Genomic DNA, 17,135 nt, shown 5'->3' on the forward strand with positions numbered 1-17,135 from the left:
GCGTCTGAGTTAATCCGAATCATTATCAATTAAACTATTTATCTGTTTTTCCTTCCCGCGTGGTAATCTGCAAGTGATCCTCGGCGATAACGCTATTTTTCGCACATTTCATCAAGGTATTAAAGGCCGATAAGGAACCGACAAAAATTTGATAATCCCCTTCCTGCCTGAAGTAGCCCTCGCGGTTCGGCACGGTTGGTAAAGCACAAAAAGGCTCTTCAGAGGCATACGCCAGCAAGTACTCCGTACCATAAGGAGCTGAACAGATAAAAGAAGCTTCGGGAGCAATGCGAACAAGCTGGTTTTCCTGCCCGGGTTTAATGACAAAATCATTTTCTAGCAAGGTTTTCGTGCCATCAGCAAGACGATAGAGCAATCGAACATGGCAGGGGCGATTGGCTTTCGCTTCCAGAATCATGGACTGACCCGCCCAGTATTCTACCCCCGTTCGTCCGCGATCGGTCCGAATTTCCAGCTTTAACGCCGACTGTGGAGTAACCGATGTAATCTGTCGGATGGTATCCTGTACGACCTTTACATTTTGATAATTCTGCGGCTTAAGCGGAATCTGCTGTTCTTCCAGCCATCGCAACGGTAACTCGGCATTGCTCAATTGCTGAAAGACTTTACCCGTTCTGGAATCCACCAATTCCATGTGCATTACCAACTGATTTTCGGCATCTTCATACCATCCCCGAATGATAGGAAAAACGTTTTTATCGCCCGCTACCGACTGCACCGAAACGTTCATTCGCCTCTGTATACAGGAATTCAGAGCCGCAAAAACCTGATCGGAAAGAGCATCGTTGATCCCGCATTTTTTATACGTAAAACGCTCTAAAACTAATTCCTCGGGTGAAGTTGAACTATTCGCTTTTAACTGGGCCGTCAGCGTATCCAGTACGGCGAAAAGATCGTTTTTCTTCGCTGCTACCACTGTCTGAACATCCGTTGCCGACTCTTTAGGGTAGTCTTGAACCTTTGTAATCCCGGCAATTTTAAAGCCATAAAACGACTTCAGTTTCTCGTTGTAATCAAACTGAACCCGGCATTCTACCAGATGTTCCTGATTTAGAATTTTTCCCGTACTACCCTGCATTTTCTTCAAGATGTAGACATTCAGAAAAGGTTTTTTGTCTGATGTTTGCTTCAATTGAAACCGGGCTTTCGACCAGTCGAGGGTATTTACAATGGGTTTTCGTTTGGCAAAAATGTGGTAATCCTTGATGTATTCTTCAACCGTGGTGAGCTTTCCCAACGGCTCCCGAAATTCGTTAAAAATCTGAACGTCCGCGTCCCGAAAGGCTGATTTTATGAAACCCTGCAATTGCGGTCGAAGTGCATCAAAAGGCTGATTTACTTCATAATGCGTTAGAATTTCCAGATTTTGCAGGTATTCCGTATTTAGTAGCTTCCGGGCATTTTCGATGATGCTTTTTTCTTCTTCCGGTGAAAAGGATTGGGCTCTTCCCGAATTCAGAAAGAGCCAAAAGAAAACCAGGTAAAGGGAAATCGTTCGCATAACTTACTTATGGTCAATAGCCACAATCAGAGGAACAACCGAACCATTTGTCTTTCCGGTTACTTCAAAGCTCGGCTGGTTTTCGGCATATGAAACCTGCGAAGGTGCGATTAATTCTCCCTTCAAAGCAATCGATAATCGATGGGACAAATTCCCGGTGCTTTGCTGCATTTGCTTTAATACTTTCTTGAAATCCAGCGGTTTTTTCGAGAAAAGTACAATCAGATAATCCGTTCCTTTGGTACCATCGAGAGTGATTGACTTCGTGCCTGACGGGTAAGCTACCGTATTATCTGGACCTAACAGAGGGCTAATATCAGGAGCATAAGGAAATAAGGCATTCATTTTGGCACTTTTATCTGTTCCGATCATGTACACATAAGCCGCTTCACTGGTCGTTAACAAAGCCTTAAAAGCCGTTCCGGCGGGGTAACTACTGGCGAGTTGATACACGGTAAGTTCGGCTGGTTTATCATCCATCACCACCAGTCCTTTTTGGAGCGTCTGTTTAGACCGCATCAGACTGCCTTCCCGCAGTTGAAGATCCAGTTTTCCCTTTAAACTAGTAGAGGTTACATTGGGTAGAGGAGTCTTGAAGTCAGGAAAAGCCTGGTAAGCATTTCGGGTATAAGCGGCCAAATCTTTGTAACGAACCCAGCAATATCCATTTTCTGCCCACTGGTCTCCCCAGCTATTGGCAATTCGAAAAGCTCCGCCAAATTTCGCATCATCGTAACCAATCACACACATGGCATGGCCGCTTTCATTTTCCGGCGTTTTTTCGTCACCGGGAGCGGGTTCCCACACGTGCTGAATCGCAAAAAAGGATATGGGTGTTCGCATACCAATTACCACGGGGTACCCTTCATTCAAAGCTTTCTTCAGACTTTTGATTTTAAAATCTACCGGGGCCAGCGGGCCAAACAGACGGATGGCATCCCCAATTTTATGCGGAGCAGCCTGAGCGTCTATCGTTCTATCAGCGTCACGGCAATTGGGGTACGGGAAGACTTGGTAATACGGAGCTCCCAGGTGTTGAAGCGTATACAAGGCATCTATTATTGACCCACCCTCCTGGCAAGTAATGTCTGAAGTCATTTTGATCTTTTCGTAAGTATAACTGGGCGAAAAGGCCAGTGCATGATTAGACTCCTGTTTCAGTCGAATTTTCTCAAGTATCGTCCGCATGTAATAGGTAGTCGCAAAGCCAACGCAAGTGCCATATTCCCCCTGATCCATAATAGGCGGGCAATAAGCTTCGTAAGAAATACTTTTTGCCAGATTATCATAGCTTCCTTTCGTTAATACCGCCTTCATTGGCATTCTTTCGTAAGCTTCATCATTAAAAACCAGCCCGCGTTGGTAGGTTTTTTGAGCCATTAAGGAAGGGATACTCAGGATAAAAATCAGTAGTAGAATACAGCTTTTTTGCATAAAAAACATTAATTAAGGATGGGGCTTGGCCGACAGGCGACTAGGGACTTCAACGAGTCGGAGTTCGTAAATCTGCCAGTAGTCCGTGGCGGCAGGAATTTGAGTTAAGGGAATGGTTACTTTCGAAATACTCTTCGTGACGGGTAAATGATTTTCAAAGTTTTGAACATCAAAATAAATCGATGCCTGACTGCTGTACTCGCCTTCTTTTATTTTCTTAATATTTTGAAAATGAATCACTTTCACCGACTGCATCTCGTACCTGGTCCCTGCCGGGCGACTACCCAAAAAGGTGGCAGCCGGAATCCATTTTTCCGTTTTATTCGCCCTAATTAATACGACATAGCCCGAAGGAGCAAACCACTGTTCGCACTTTTTCTGCCACTGCTGGGAGGTCGTGCCTTTCGCCACTGTCGGATTATTTACCAGGCTCATTACGGAATCAACTTTTACATCGATGGGCGAATGAATGACTTCTTTTTGCTGACTTGTTGAGCAAAAAGGACTAAGGCAAAATAACCAGATGAGTAGCGTACGAACAAGCATCACAAGAGGAAAGCTAAATGCGTTAATTGAATTTTTTCCTGGAAAGGTGGCTCCGCAGGAAGTGTATTCATTTGCCTGTCCTGATAGTTAACCTTTCCATCCATCCATACCGAAATACCTTTTAAGGTTATCATATCGGCTTGCCAGTTTCCACTTCGATCTTGAAAAAAGTTGCCCTGATACACCAGGTCAAAGCCTTCCACACGACAGGCAGCGGCTTGTTCGGCGGTTAGATTGAGTTGGGAAATTTCCCGCAGAGATAAGCTGGAGCCACTTGTTTTTTTACAGGCAAACACCTTAGCATCCAAAGTAACGTAACTCTGAAGTTTTTCCAATAGTTGCTCTCGAACGGTTGCTGGCGTTTTCTCGTACATTAACTGTATCAGACTACTTTGAAGAAATTGATTAAGGTCCAGTAATTGCTGGGCATTTAAGGGCGTCTCTTTCATCCCACGACCCGTACCTGTCATTTTTTCAATTTGCCAGCGAGGGGTCCCCTGCCGCTCTGCGGAGAGTAGAATTTCCTGTTCTTCCTGGTAATAATGCCTTTGGTGCGTTTTGAGGGACAAGCCGTGCAGAACAACCGGAACCGTCACCTTCGCCCAAATCTGGTTTTTGTCTTGCGTTAGTTCTTCGAAATGGCAATGGGCCGTATCAAGCTTATAGGTAAACCCCTCCCAGAAAAAAGAAGGTAACGCCTGCATCCAATCGTGAACGCTTATTTGTGAACGCGAGACCCGATACAAAGCCGTGGGTAATAACATAGCCGGAATGCGAAGCGTGTCATTCGCAAAGAACCGCTTCGCATTCATTACTTCGCTCTCCTGTTTGCACTGACTCAATCGATTAACCTGTTGCTGGTATTCCAGCAAAAAGGCTTTTACCTGACGCTCCGATGACTGAGCCCACACCAAAGGCATTGTCAACATGCTCAGGATCAAGAGTGTTAAGGTGCTTTTCATTTATTACTTTGTTGAAGGAAGACGAGCAAAGCCTGAGGTAAGGTCTTTACATCATTGATTAAGTCATGAATAAGCCAGCCAGAATTTTCACTTTCCCGGTTCAACTGACGCAATTCCAGATACCATCCTAACTGCGTATCCAGCCAGAGTTTTGTTTCGAGGGAATGAATGATCTGCAATTTTCCTTCCCTAATCTGTTGATTCATCGCTAGTAGATCCGGGTTAGTGCGAGCCGATGCCGCCCAAAACGGACTGATCTCTTTTCGGAATAATCCTGGTAAAGCCATGAAGTTCAGTTCCTGAGCATTGGGAGGAATAAACTGACTTGAATCTGCTTTCTCTTCCAGACTATAGCTACTATCGAGCGGCGGGAAAGCTTCGGTTCCGATCAGTTGCCAGGACCAGTTATTACTGATTTTTTGCTTTTTTAAATAGACTTTTAGTGTTCGGTTCTCGCCCTTGTTCAGGGTTTCAAGCAGCACTTCTGCGTATAAATGTTCCTGCGGATTCGCTATTTTTTCTGCCCCAATCTGATCTATAAAACGCTGTAAATCATCTCCTGATAGGTGGGTATTTTCAGTATTAATCAGCTCTCTTAGTCGAGCCGACCGGGCAATCTCGGCTACGGGATATTCTTCGGAAGCCGTCGTATCATTCAGTTTTTTCAGAAAATCGCTTACCAGATGTAAACGGGTTTTCATGTAACCTTCGGCGGGCAATCGCTGAAACCTTACCCGTGCCCCTCCGGCTTGCGTGGATTCCTGAAGAAACAGTGAATCCGTTTCCTGAGCCTGGGTGGTAATGGAAAAAAGTAACAGTCCAAAGCGTACGTATTTCCACATCTACAGGGCTGACTTTTTAGGCTGCACCTCTGCTACCCGAATATTACCGAGCAAAACGGTCCAGCGGTGTTCTTCATAAAAAGGGTCCCGCCGATTTCTCAGATCTACGTCCAGATGCTTGATGGTTTTGTCTTCATAAGCAATTTTTCCATCCTTGCCTTTTCCTTTAAAGTGCTGAAAATACGTAGCAGTAGTTACATAACCCGTCTGCGTTTTTTCCCAGTCGCCCACCATTGCCAAATCGTAAAAGGTAATGGAAACGTCGAAATATTTTTTCTCCAGATTTTTCAGCCGACGTAAGTAAATCGACAGCGGATATTCCTGAATTAAGGTCTGTTTCTTCACCGTTCCTACTTGCATGGCTGCTCCGGGAAGAAATAGCTTCTCCGCATTTTCAATGGCCAGTTCCCGCACCTCATCCGACTGCGTAGGGTCAGAGATAATAGCAAGGTAGCGTTGAAATTCGGTTACTTTTTGCTGGGTAAGGGTTTGAAAATCGCGGAGTTTTTCTTCGGTTAATAGGTCATCTTCCACCACCAGATTTTTATCAACCTGCGTAGGCTGAGCATGGCTGAACATCGCGATGCCTAACAAACTAAAAACAAGTAAAATGTACGTTTTCATAAAGTGTGGGGTAACTCATTTTCAATTACCTATACCTAAACCAGCCAATGGTTATCATTTTATTCCCAAATTTCCTGAATGGCGGCCCTTTCGTAATGTTTTCCGTCGGCAGCAACGGTCGATAAACGTTCGATAATATTAATTCGCTGAATTTTTCCAGCGTTGAGATACAGGCGTTTCACTACCTGCTCGATGGGCTGCACTTCGCCAAGCGTAGTATTAACGTAAATGTCAATTCGTGCTTTCTTTACAAAAAATTCGTGAAGCTTACCCAACAGGACCTGACGTTCTGACTCCGAAAGATTCTGATCCGAAAGAGCATTCAGGTAACGATTCATACGTTCGAAGTCCAGCTCTCTCACTACCACTGGCTCCTGCCCCTTAAGCTTAATTTCATAAAGGGAAACTTTGTCTTTCGTAGCCGAATGTTGCTCCAATCGGTGTTGCGTATCCTTGAGTAAGGTTTCCCAGGTAATGTCCCGGTTATAGCGGCTGGCCAGCTCCAGAGCTTCGTCAAATACCCGGGTATAATAACTGCCCGAGTCGGGATGTGCAAAAGAGTTTTGGGGCGGCTTACTGCTGGTAATCAGGACATCGCCAGACGTTTCCAGAAATAATTTTCGGTAAGCTGCATTCAGAGAATCATTCGTCAGGGTTAACTCCCCGATGGCGGGTTTACGTCCAATCATTCCCCGCGTATTATGAGAAATCTGATTACAGCAATCGCCCAGCGTGATGCACAAACGAGCATTTTTCTTCTTCAGAATGGCATGAATATCCCGCAGAGCCGGATTGTCTTTGAGTTGATTTTCGTCCTTCTGGATGTGCAAAATGGGGAAGACATCTTGCCGCCCGCTCAGGTTATACCCATGACCTGTGTAATAAAAGAATACTACGTCCTGCGACTCTACCTGAAGCTTATCCAACACCTGGGCTAGCTGTTGGGTCGTAAATAAATCCCTTGAAATGGTTTGGTCATTCAACCGATACGACATCGCTGAAGCAGCCTGAGCCAACTGCCGGTGCATGACTTCCAGATCCCGCTCGCAGGCCGTTGCAAGGGACTCATCTTTTGTATCGGCTACAAAGACGGCGTGCAGGGTTTGTGCCTGAATCGTTTGAGCTATACACCAAAAAAGAAGTAGAAATAGGCGTTTCGAACGGATCATTTCAGCGAAGGATTGAACATGAATTGTGTACGAAAAGTCCCCTCAGGATAAGGCGTTTGCGGCGTATTCCGATCCGCGAGGCCTTTATCAATGCGACGCATTAATTCGTAAATATCAATGTCTGGCGTTTGAATGTGACGCACGAGTTCGCCCGTGAACAGCCCGTTCGATCCTTCGGCATTATCAATCGCCGTTTTACCGGGTTCGGTGGCGTAGATAATCATGGTTCCCACCGGTGGATTGATATTGGTATGCACCGCTCCTTCTACCCCACGCGTCCAGGAACGATAGGGATTGTTGCGACAGGCATCCCAAAGCACCAGATTAGAGCCATTGGGATTTTTCTCCTTCATTCGATCCACCAGCCGGGATAAAGCAAAACACTCATATTCTACGTCTGACTCGCTGCCGATGTGAACATTGGTCGGAACGATGTAGTTCTCGCGTTTGACCATCAAACCGTGTCCGGCGTAGAAGAAAAGACTAATGGTTTTGTCGGATAATTTTTCGGTGTAGGCATCAATGCCACTTTTGAGCTCTCTCAGGTTCTTATTCTCCAGAATGGTTACTTCGTAGCCCAGTTTTTTCAAATGGCTTTCCAAAGCCCGTCCGTCATTTAGCGGGTTTTTCAAAGGCACCGGATACGCACTATTCGCCAGAATCAAAGCCGACCGGGGAATGATCGTAGCTCCGATTTTATAGGTAATGTAATGCGATTCGCTCGTGGTGGTCCCCCCCTTATTTACGGCGACAAAATGTAGTTCGTTATTGCCTTCCACGAGGGTCAGCTCATGCGTAATTTCCTGTCCGCAAGTAGTTGACTTGCGAAAGCCCCGCTCCACTCCCCCAATGGTCTTCCCATTCAAAACGAAATGGTAATTCGTCAACTCTGCGGAAGACTGTACGCAAACCTTAGCTTTAAAAACGGGCTGATTAACCGTTAACTCAGGAGCGGATGGACTCTGCCAGACGATGGATGGTTTTACTAGTTTAATATCGGGTTTTTCCCAACCCGTTGAGAAATTTTTGGTCGTTTGAGAATAACCGAAGAAGGGCAAAGCTGCCAGGAGCACACTAAAAAATAAAGCTTTTTTCATACGCTTAGAAGTTCAGTTGGTAGGCTAAAGCAGGAGTATTACCGATATAATGGAGGGAAATGCGAGGTTGGGAACGTTTGATTCGGGCGTTTTTACTGCCTTTGATGACACTGTAAATGACATCAGCGGCCATGATTAAACCGGCTCCCTGCAAAGCGTAATAAAAATTCTGCCGGTGTTTATTGGCCTGCTGATAAAACGGTTCTGCTTCCGCTGGCAGGTAATCGTACTGCGAGCTATTATAAATGGCATACTGCTCGTTTGCTTTCTTGCGTTCCATGAAACCATAGGCAAGCAAACCAATGTAGGAAATGGAGATTAAGGGCCGAAGGCCGATTTTACGGTTTACCAGCATATTACCTACACCGGGTAAGACCACCGAAGCTAGAGCACTAACCGGTCCCGCTCCTGTGTTAGGCTTGATTACGGAGTTAAAAACCCGGATATGAACCCGAATTTGCTCGTCGTCGATCTTGATACCATCCAAAGCATAATCCCAGTAGATGACCTTGTTCGTACCCGACGTAATGCCTTTCCCCACTTCCCCGGTTACTGTTTTGACGGGCAAATAACCTTTACTTCTGCTTTCCACCTGAACGTAAATCGAATCTTGGGGATTTGCTTTTTCCAGATCATAAGTAATCTTCATTCGATCGGTGTTATAATCCGTTCGAATATTGGAAACCACCGTCTGGGCCTGACTTGAACCAACAAAAGCCAGAAAAATCAAGCTACTGAGTAGGCACTTGTATAGAAAATGTAACATGGGGGATTATCGTTGAGAAAGTGCATTGATTTGATCCTCGGTAAGAATTGTATTATAAATACGAATCTCATCCATTAAGCCTCTAAAGAAATTGCTAGATCTGTTAGATTGAGCTCCAATAATCAAATCCCCGCCAATGCAGCTATCAATACCTGTATTAGCAGATAAGGCATATTCTCCTATCTTTTGACCATTAATGTAAGCTACAATCTTATTACTCATGTAAAGCACCACCACATGCTGCCAATCTAATTTGATCGTATAAGGTTGCACAAGTGATTGCCAGTTACCTGCCTGACAATTACTATTTTGCTTTACATCAGCTTTAAACCGGACTCCAGTGCTGCTGTTCCAATCCATTGACGTGCTATACTCCTGGTAATAATCCTGATCGTAATTTGCCTTATATAAAAAGTGTTGATACTGATTAGTAGCAGACGGAAGCGTTTCTGGCTTGAACCAGAAGCTCACGGATAGAGTCCTTAAACGCAAACTTGGGCTATCCTCAATTTTAAGATAGGTAGATCCATTAAATCGAAAGCTTCCTCCTGCGGTACCATCATGACCACTATCGTAAATGGATCTACCTACAGCATCCGTCAGAACTGCATTATTCTTATTAGAGGTTGCATCAAAACCATTGCCGTTGAATGGAATATAAGCTACTAAACCTGATGTGAGGTCGGGTTTTGTCTTAAAGATTAACACTTCACCTTCTGCATAGTAAGTCCCTTCTGTAGTGACAGCAAATGCCCTGTAGTAATAGGTAACATTAGGCTGAAGATTGTCTAATTGCTGCGTTATATCAGCATTTAATGAAGAATTACTAGAGAATATCTTAACTGTAGCATTATCAGTAGTAGGAGTACTATTGGTGTATGAATAACAAATCCCAAACTGAACAACTGATGGATTACCAGAATTTGTAAACTTAACGCCTGTGATAGCACTACTAGAGGTTACATTACTAGCTATTACCGTCGTAAACACAGGCCTTTCCTTATCCGTTACCGTAACGGTTGCTGTCTTTACTAAAGTCTTTGTGCATTTGTCCGTCAGGGTTACTGTGATGGTGTAAGTTCCAGCTTTGGAATAGGTATGCGTTTGCGTTGAATTTAAACTGGTCTGCTTGGCCGTGCCATCGCCAAAATCCCATTCGATAGAAGCTAATGTTCCAGTTAAGGAATTTAAATTAACCGATACAGTCAATTTATTAGTCGAATATCCGATTTCAGTGGCTAATGTTTCACAAGAAGTAAACTGACGCTTAGGATAGTCGTCAGGGCGGCAGCTTAAAACGCTAAGGCAGGAGAAAAAAAGAAACGTAAGATTCCACAAAGAAACCCTACTTTGGAGTAAAGGTAGGTTCATAAATTACTGATTCAGGCGGGGGAAACTATCCGTGATTATACTTAAATAACTTATGTAAATTTAATAAGGAAAATAACAATCACCTAACGTTAATTTTTGCCCAAGAAGACATCCAATAACCGGATCGTTTCATAAGTAAACGTTTACAGATACAAATATTAAATGTAATTTAATCCTGAAAAAAAATTACTATCAACAGTAATAAACACTTGTAAATCAAATCATTAACAGCAAATCATTTGTTTACGTATATTATCAATAGATTTCAACTTAATAAGAGATTATAATTACGGGAAAATACGCTATCTATGATTATTAATACTTACGGTCTAAAAGTCGTTTTTAAATGATTATATTTTTCTAATTTTGACTAAATTTATGTAATTTAATTTACTCGCTATGAATGAAGCTTTTGATATACTTTATTACTTCACTAACCAAGCCATCAGCATTATCGAAGTTAAAAGGACAGATTTAGCCAATGCTACAGACAAGAGTCAAGTTTATTTATGGTTGAAGTGGGAACATGGAAGGGACGAGATAAGCCGTCTGAACTTCGTTTCCATGCAGGTTTCCAGTGATTCTGAAGAGCGAGTATTTGAAGAAGGCTTGCTCCATTTTAATACGGAACAAGCTTTATATACGGATCTGGATACGTTCCACACAGAAACACTGCAAACGCAACGACCAGACCTGATTCCTGAATCTTTTCAGTCCACCCTTACCCATTATTTTCAATCTCAATAAGCGGTGAACTGGGCATGAGCTTTTTAATCCCATACCTTTGCGAATACCCTCGCGATTTATTTCAGGTACCAGGCAGCATCTATTTCCATGTACATCGGGCTCGGCATTGGCAAAAAACTTAAGGATATTCAGCAACGGTTTAATGTTGAAAAAGTAACTTCTCAGACAAGAAAGTACTTGCCTGTCACACAGGCAGATGCTGAAACGTTACCCTACTGGCCCATTATTACTAGTCAGAGCCCCACTGCACTTCAACAGTTTAGGTGGGGCCTGTTAAGTACAACTACTAAGCCTGAACAAGTAGAGTCTACTCCCCTACGTCGGTTGCATGTGCCTAGCCATGATCTTGCGTTAAAAGCCTACGCACGCGAACCATTTCAGAATGGACAGCGGGCACTAGTCTTGGCGGATCGTTTTTTTGTGCATCGAAAAGAAGGAAAAAACCAGGTACTTTATCAGCTATCGTTACGTTACAATCAGCTTTTTGCTTTGGCTGGTATCTATGAAACCTGGCAACAGGAAGATCAGGTTATCCCGACTTTTACCTTAATCACTACACCCGGAAATTCACTACTTAAATTCATTAATAATGTTACGGGCTTGATGCCTGTCATTATTGATCCTGAACACGAATCACTCTGGTTATCTGATCGGTCTTCTGATGATCCGGCTATTACTTCGCTTTTACAGCCATTCGATGAAAAGCAGATGAAAGCCCTCCGCCTTACCCACACAGATCAATTATCCTTGTTTGAGCCTTCTCCATTTTAAAAGTTGTGTTTTGATCGGTTAAAACTATTTTTAAAATCGCTCACTCATACATAACTGATAATAAGCTATTTATCAAAACACAACTTATCGAATATAGGTTAATAAGTTGTGTTTTGATTGGTGAACCTATGCTTATACAGAAAAGTAACTCAGTGCTTTAATGGTTAATACTTTTCTAAGCCGTTCAAAAAAAGTTTACATTTTATAAGATTAGAAAGTCCATATATTAGGACAAATAATATTTATTTGTCCTAATATTATTCCAATACACTTTGACTTATGCTGACGCACGAAGAAGCTCTTTCATTCTTTCGCCGAAAACCAGCCCTTTCGGTTTCTGCTATAGAAAAACAGGCGGGCCTTCCTTCCGGTACCCTGGCTAAGGCCATCTCTGGAGATCGTACGCTTAATGATAAACACTTAGCGGCATTGTATCCTGTTCTACTGGAGTACGGCTACGCGGAACTGTCTGATCGAAAAGCCCGTATCATCTCGGTAGTGAATCACAAAGGAGGGGTTGGGAAAACCACGACGACTCTTAATCTCGGGAAAGCTCTGGCTCTGGCGGGATATCGAATTTTGCTGGTAGACATGGATTCCCAGGGAAATCTGACCCAGTCGCTCGGCTTGGATGAACTGGACAAACAGGTAGTTCATGCCTTACTGAAAAATGAACCGCTACCCATTGTGAACGTAGGGGAAAATCTGGATTTAGCTCCGAGCGATTTAGAACTGGCCTACGCCGATCTGGAATTGGTGCAGGCCGTTGGTGGCGTTAATCAGCTTAAAAATGCACTGGCTCCCATTCGTGGTAACTACGATTATATCCTGATTGACTGTCCTCCAGCTCTGAACATTTTCACAAACTCCTCTTTAGTAGCCTCGCACAGTTGTCTGGTTACTCTTCAACCGGAGGCTTCTTCCATGAAAGGGGTTAATCATTTGTTTGATCGAATCGCTCAGGTTCGTGATCGGATCAATTACGAGCTGAAAGTGGAGGGCATTTTATTGACTATGGTCGATAAACGCCTGAATGTGCATCGGGACATGATTCAGAATATTCACGAAGCCTTGAGTAATTTCCGCATTTTCAAAACGGAGATTCGAACCAATGTTGCTTTGAAAGAATCACAGGTAGCTCAGTTGGACATATTTACCTATCAGAAAGACTCCAATGGAGCCGTGGATTATAAAAATCTTGCTACTGAATTTATCCAATCCAGAACTTAAGCCTTGACCTATGAAAAAATACCAGATTGGTTTAAACGATAAGAAAATTATCAAGGATCAGAGTCTGTTGCGGCACGAAGAAATTAAAAATCGCATTCAGATTCTGCCCGAACTAGAAGCCTTCATCCCACCCCTTCAGCCGGAAGAGTTTGCTCAGTTGGAGGCTAATATAAGGAAAGAAGGATGCAGGGAAGCTCTTCTGGTTTGGGAAACAACAGAGGCTATAGCCAAAGGCACCGACGGTGCAGAAGCCGCTTACATTTTGATTGACGGACACAATCGCTATTCCATTTGTACCGCCAATCGCATTGACTATAAAATTCATCTGGTTCAGTTTTCAACCAAAGAAGCAGTTTTCGCTTTCATGATTGAAAATCAGTTAGGTAGACGAAACCTAACGCCGGAACAAGCCTCGTATTTACGCGGGTTACGATACAGAACCGAACGGCTGGAGAAGGGTAAATACGAACGAAGTAGTCATAAAGGACAAAATGACCTTTATGAAAATTTGTCGGATGAAAACCATAAGGGACATTTTGACCCTTATGAATCTGAAGAGCATAAAGGTCAAAATGTCCCTTATGAAAAAATGAATACTTCAGAACGGCTAGCCGAGCGTTTCAATGTTAGTGAAAAGACCATTAAACGTGACGCTGAATTTTCGAAGGGTGTAGATAAACTGAGTCCTGAATTAAAGAAGGAAGTGCTGAGCGGAAAGGTAAAAGTTAGTAAAGGTGATATGCAGCAATTGGCAGCCTTACCGATAGAAGATTTGCCTTCCATGGATGCTGTTCAGCAGGTGTTGAGAAAGCCGGCTACGATTCATTCAGAGGATCAGGAAACCGCATCAGCAGAAGAAGTGAAGAATCAGTTGCGGAAAAAATTGAGTCAGTTAATGAAAGTGGAAGTTGCTTCAGATGAGTTGCTGAATGCTATTATCAAATTGGCTCGCCAACTTAAGACGTTGAAGTAAAATCCGGGAGTAATTAGTGAATAAAGGGGTAATGCTGTTTTGATCAGTGTTACTCCTTTTTATTATGGCTATCATCTTATGTTTCTCATTATCAATTACTTAATTCAGCTCAATAAGCTATGGTTAGTTAATAAGTTGTGTTTTGATCGGTGAAATTAGTAGTGGGTAAAATATACCAGTAGAAATATGCCACGGGCGATTTCATTGCAATTATGAATAAGTTGTGTTTTGATCGGTGAAACTAGTATGTGTTTGATTACCAATAGAATAGATGTAGCTATTGGTCTCTACTGTTTAGTTGAGTCGCTTAAATAAGTTGTGTTTTGATCGGTCAATTGAAAGGTTGTACTTTTTGAACAACCAATAAGCCCCTTGATTTCATAGAATAAGTTGTGTTTTAATTGGTGGAGGACAATATGTACTCCTCTTTGTTTTAGCTAATAAATGAAGGTAAACCGTATCAAACATCATTAATTGAAGAGAATAAGTTGTGTTTTGATTGGTGAAAACGGATGAAATGGAAGCTTTGGCGAGTGGAAGAGTGGACGAAATAATGAGAAGAGCCTGGTTTTTCGCATTTTGAGCCCTTCTGAGCGACTTTATTAGTAAATCTGGGGATTATACTTATCCATCGTTTTTGAAAGTCTAGATAAAGCTTAGAAACGAATCGTGTGAAGAAAGGCATTTAAAACTAATTATTTAGTTCACGGCCTATTCTTTTTTTACCTTTATCTCCCCGCTTTGTTTTTTGATTTTTCATTTATTCCTTTTTACCCTTTTACCCTTTCTATAAAAAGAGCGGGGGAAATTTAATGCAAGCCCTCGTCTTCTAGGCAAGTAATCAAGAGTTTGGGTATTTCAAATACTCTTGTTATACTCTTGAAAGGGAAAAAATAAAAATTAATAAGCTATCAATCAGTGATTTACCCTGTGGATAACTTTTAAAAGTTGTGTTTTGATCGGTAAAAAGTTGTGTTTTGATCGGTCAGATGAGGCTAAAAAGTTGTGTTTTGATCGGTGAAATAGGGTTTAAAAGTTGTGTTTTGATCGGTAAAAAGTTGTGTTTCGAATTTTAATGTACAACTAATTGCAATTCTTTTCTATATTTGGCTAAGTGTCAGCAACCTATGGATATGAAAAAGCAGATCGAACTATACCAGGACAACTTCATTACCGAAGCTCGTTATGAAATGTCCGAAACCGAGCGGAACATTTTGTACATGGTCATTTCTCAGGTACGCCCGGACGATCCGCTGAACAAAGTATATCAGGTGTCTATCAAGGAAATTGCTTCGATCATGGGGAGTGAGGAACTGTATTACGATGCCTACAAAAAAGCTACCGCCAAGATCGTTACGCGTCTGGTGGAAGGATACCTGCCCAATGGCGATTTTCTGCAAACGACTTTTGCCGCTTCTGCCACCTACAAAAAGGGCACCGGAATTATTGAAATTGAATTATCTCGGAAGATTCGCCCGTTTTACGTCGAGTTAAAGGAAAAGTTCACCAAAATCCAGCTTCAGGCGGCCATGGCTTTGCAATCCATTCACGCCAAACGGATTTATGAACTACTCTGCATGTACAAGAACATGAAGAACAAAACCTTTACCCGTAGTGTCGTAGAACTGAAATCCATGCTGGCCATCATTGATCCGAAAACAGGAAAAGATAAATATCCCAAATGGACGCACTTTAACCGCGAAGTGCTGGAGATTGCCATGCGGGAAATTAATGGCAATACGGACTTAACCTTCACGTATACACCTGTTTATGGGGAAAAAGAGGGGAGGGGACGCAAGCCTGTTGAGAACGTTGTTTTTGAAGTTTCCTATGCGAATAAATCAACGGCAGTGGACGTAACGCCCATCATGGATCGACTCATTAACCGATTCAAGCTGCGGCAGGATCAGGCCGAAGAAATTCTGGAATCCTTCAGCATTGAACGCATCAATAAGACCCTTTACGACATTGAGGTAAGGGCGGCTAATAATGAAATCAAGAATATTGGAAGTTATACTGCTAAAACCTTTGGCGTTTAAACTTCCTGCAACATTCGTATCAAATCGCTCTTGGGAGCCTCGCAAGTGGGGCAGCGATAACTTTCCGGTAACTTCTGAAATGTGGTATGAGCTGCAATCGACTGGGTTTCATCGCCATAACGTTCATCGTAGCGGGTCAGACAGTGCGGGCATTCATAGACTTCAGTCGTTGGCGAAGCAAAAAGTTCTTCTTCTGTCAGGGGCAAGGCTTCTGTCGTACGCAGGATTCGCTGGGCACTAAACGTCCGGCAAATTCGCTCCACCTGGAGCGGAACGTGCATTTTAAGCAAGCCCTTTTCAACTTTTCGAAAGATGCGACTGTTGGGATTATACTGCTCTGCTACGTATAGATCATAGCGTTTCCCAAGGCTAATAAATCCCCATTGAATCCAGGGCCTTTGCCGGATTAATACCGAACCGAAAACCTCTGATTTAGGCTGTGTCTGGATACCGAAACATAACCCAAACGTACGGGTATCTTCCCGGTTAAAATGCTGAATGACGTATTGTTTCAGACTGGCCCCTTCTGCCGAATGATCTTCCGTTTGCCAGGCCAGCTCATGCGAAGCATGACGAACGCTGATGTTATGTTTACCGAGCAGGTAGGACCAATGCATTCGGTCTTTTTCCTGAATGTTTTTGATGATGAGCGACTTCCAGGGAGTGCTGCAAATTTCTCCAATTCTGGTTCGCAGGCATAACTCGCAAACCTCTACCAGAAAAGAAATGCTGAACCATTCCTCACGGCGGTAAAGCCCCAGCCAGGTTCGGGTACCGTAGCGGTTGAACCCTTCGTAATAAGGGAGCGAAAAGTCGGGAAGTTCGACTTCCTGAAGAGAGGGCTGAGCAATGAAATGGGTTTGTTGAAGCGACTCTAACCAGTGGGTAGTTGATTGATTCAGTAACTCTTCGAGAGTATAAACAAAACGTCCTAACTCGCTGCTGTAGAGTAACTGAGGAAAACGGATTAACTGATTACTTTTCGGTAAACGGATATACACATGCCAGAAATGCGGCTCATGAGAAGCAATAAAATTGACGT

Annotated in this window: 16 protein-coding genes; 5 read left to right on the top strand and 11 right to left on the bottom strand. The window is 43.1% G+C overall.

The genetic code is table 11. From position 1 onward, the window contains the following. Positions 1-34: 34 nt before the first annotated feature. From QE357_RS21015 to QE357_RS21060, 10 genes are read right to left on the bottom strand one after another with little or no spacing between them, the layout of a single operon-like run. Complete coding sequence (locus QE357_RS21015) at positions 35-1,522, bottom strand: DUF4384 domain-containing protein (RefSeq protein ID WP_309711987.1); 1,488 nt, start codon at positions 1,520-1,522, stop codon at positions 35-37. A gap of 3 nt (positions 1,523-1,525) precedes the next feature. After that, positions 1,526-2,956: a C1 family peptidase gene (locus QE357_RS21020; protein WP_309711990.1), complete on the bottom strand. Its 1,431-nt coding sequence runs from the start codon at positions 2,954-2,956 to the stop codon at positions 1,526-1,528. A gap of 12 nt (positions 2,957-2,968) precedes the next feature. Beyond that, a complete protein-coding gene (locus QE357_RS21025) occupies positions 2,969-3,502 on the bottom strand; it encodes a hypothetical protein (RefSeq protein ID WP_309711993.1) in 534 nt (177 codons plus the stop codon). After that, complete coding sequence (locus QE357_RS21030; protein WP_309711996.1) at positions 3,502-4,464, bottom strand: hypothetical protein; 963 nt, start codon at positions 4,462-4,464, stop codon at positions 3,502-3,504. Before QE357_RS21030 ends, QE357_RS21025 begins: the two co-directional genes overlap by 1 nt. Beyond that, a complete protein-coding gene (locus tag QE357_RS21035; RefSeq protein ID WP_309711999.1) occupies positions 4,461-5,306 on the bottom strand; it encodes a hypothetical protein in 846 nt (281 codons plus the stop codon). The genes QE357_RS21030 and QE357_RS21035 overlap by 4 nt, the downstream gene beginning before the upstream one ends. Next, on the bottom strand, positions 5,307-5,930 hold the full coding sequence (locus QE357_RS21040) for a hypothetical protein (RefSeq protein WP_309712002.1): 624 nt from the start codon (positions 5,928-5,930) through the stop codon (positions 5,307-5,309). It lies immediately after the preceding gene. A gap of 59 nt (positions 5,931-5,989) precedes the next feature. After that, on the bottom strand, positions 5,990-7,099 hold the full coding sequence (locus QE357_RS21045; protein WP_309712005.1) for a caspase family protein: 1,110 nt from the start codon (positions 7,097-7,099) through the stop codon (positions 5,990-5,992). Beyond that, complete coding sequence (locus QE357_RS21050; protein ID WP_307143621.1) at positions 7,096-8,196, bottom strand: caspase family protein; 1,101 nt, start codon at positions 8,194-8,196, stop codon at positions 7,096-7,098. The genes QE357_RS21045 and QE357_RS21050 overlap by 4 nt, the downstream gene beginning before the upstream one ends. 4 nt (positions 8,197-8,200) lie before the next feature. Beyond that, the gene (locus tag QE357_RS21055) at positions 8,201-8,962 is read right to left on the bottom strand and encodes a hypothetical protein (protein ID WP_309712010.1); all 762 of its coding nucleotides are present in this window, start codon (positions 8,960-8,962) and stop codon (positions 8,201-8,203) included. A 6-nt stretch (positions 8,963-8,968) separates the two neighbouring features. Continuing rightward, positions 8,969-10,333: a LamG-like jellyroll fold domain-containing protein gene (locus tag QE357_RS21060; protein ID WP_309712013.1), complete on the bottom strand. Its 1,365-nt coding sequence runs from the start codon at positions 10,331-10,333 to the stop codon at positions 8,969-8,971. Between the two features lie 399 nt (positions 10,334-10,732). Here QE357_RS21060 and QE357_RS21065 point away from each other — a divergent pair, with 399 nt between their 5' ends. The 5 genes from QE357_RS21065 (at position 10,733) to QE357_RS21085 (ending at position 16,093) form a co-directional block, all read left to right on the top strand. Next, positions 10,733-11,080, top strand: a complete 348-nt coding sequence (locus tag QE357_RS21065; RefSeq protein WP_309712016.1) for a hypothetical protein — start codon at positions 10,733-10,735, stop codon at positions 11,078-11,080. An 87-nt stretch (positions 11,081-11,167) separates the two neighbouring features. Then, complete coding sequence (locus tag QE357_RS21070) at positions 11,168-11,851, top strand: SOS response-associated peptidase family protein (RefSeq protein ID WP_309712018.1); 684 nt, start codon at positions 11,168-11,170, stop codon at positions 11,849-11,851. Between the two features lie 279 nt (positions 11,852-12,130). Continuing rightward, on the top strand, positions 12,131-13,081 hold the full coding sequence (locus QE357_RS21075) for a ParA family protein (protein ID WP_309712021.1): 951 nt from the start codon (positions 12,131-12,133) through the stop codon (positions 13,079-13,081). Positions 13,082-13,091: 10 nt separating this feature from the next. Then, complete coding sequence (locus tag QE357_RS21080; protein WP_309712024.1) at positions 13,092-14,054, top strand: hypothetical protein; 963 nt, start codon at positions 13,092-13,094, stop codon at positions 14,052-14,054. 1,133 nt (positions 14,055-15,187) lie between these two features. Further along, positions 15,188-16,093 (top strand): replication initiation protein, encoded by a 906-nt coding sequence (locus QE357_RS21085; RefSeq protein WP_307143628.1) that lies wholly within the window; start codon positions 15,188-15,190, stop codon positions 16,091-16,093. Here QE357_RS21085 and QE357_RS21090 read toward each other — a convergent pair. Beyond that, the coding region (locus QE357_RS21090; protein ID WP_309712029.1) for a rubredoxin at positions 16,090-17,135 on the bottom strand (1,046 nt) is incomplete at its 5' end. The genes QE357_RS21085 and QE357_RS21090 overlap by 4 nt on opposite strands.

This window comes from Siphonobacter sp. SORGH_AS_0500 (genome assembly GCF_031453245.1).
Lineage (GTDB): Bacteria > Bacteroidota > Bacteroidia > Cytophagales > Spirosomataceae > Siphonobacter.

Coding starts and splice junctions, on each gene's coding strand:
- QE357_RS21015 (WP_309711987.1), bottom strand. CDS start 1,522: ATGCGAACGATTTCCCTTTACCTGGTTTTCTTTTGGCTCTTTCTGAAT.
- QE357_RS21020 (WP_309711990.1), bottom strand. CDS start 2,956: ATGCAAAAAAGCTGTATTCTACTACTGATTTTTATCCTGAGTATCCCT.
- QE357_RS21025 (WP_309711993.1), bottom strand. CDS start 3,502: ATGCTTGTTCGTACGCTACTCATCTGGTTATTTTGCCTTAGTCCTTTT.
- QE357_RS21030 (WP_309711996.1), bottom strand. CDS start 4,464: ATGAAAAGCACCTTAACACTCTTGATCCTGAGCATGTTGACAATGCCT.
- QE357_RS21035 (WP_309711999.1), bottom strand. CDS start 5,306: ATGTGGAAATACGTACGCTTTGGACTGTTACTTTTTTCCATTACCACC.
- QE357_RS21040 (WP_309712002.1), bottom strand. CDS start 5,930: ATGAAAACGTACATTTTACTTGTTTTTAGTTTGTTAGGCATCGCGATG.
- QE357_RS21045 (WP_309712005.1), bottom strand. CDS start 7,099: ATGATCCGTTCGAAACGCCTATTTCTACTTCTTTTTTGGTGTATAGCT.
- QE357_RS21050 (WP_307143621.1), bottom strand. CDS start 8,196: ATGAAAAAAGCTTTATTTTTTAGTGTGCTCCTGGCAGCTTTGCCCTTC.
- QE357_RS21055 (WP_309712010.1), bottom strand. CDS start 8,962: ATGTTACATTTTCTATACAAGTGCCTACTCAGTAGCTTGATTTTTCTG.
- QE357_RS21060 (WP_309712013.1), bottom strand. CDS start 10,333: ATGAACCTACCTTTACTCCAAAGTAGGGTTTCTTTGTGGAATCTTACG.
- QE357_RS21065 (WP_309712016.1), top strand. CDS start 10,733: ATGAATGAAGCTTTTGATATACTTTATTACTTCACTAACCAAGCCATC.
- QE357_RS21070 (WP_309712018.1), top strand. CDS start 11,168: ATGTACATCGGGCTCGGCATTGGCAAAAAACTTAAGGATATTCAGCAA.
- QE357_RS21075 (WP_309712021.1), top strand. CDS start 12,131: ATGCTGACGCACGAAGAAGCTCTTTCATTCTTTCGCCGAAAACCAGCC.
- QE357_RS21080 (WP_309712024.1), top strand. CDS start 13,092: ATGAAAAAATACCAGATTGGTTTAAACGATAAGAAAATTATCAAGGAT.
- QE357_RS21085 (WP_307143628.1), top strand. CDS start 15,188: ATGAAAAAGCAGATCGAACTATACCAGGACAACTTCATTACCGAAGCT.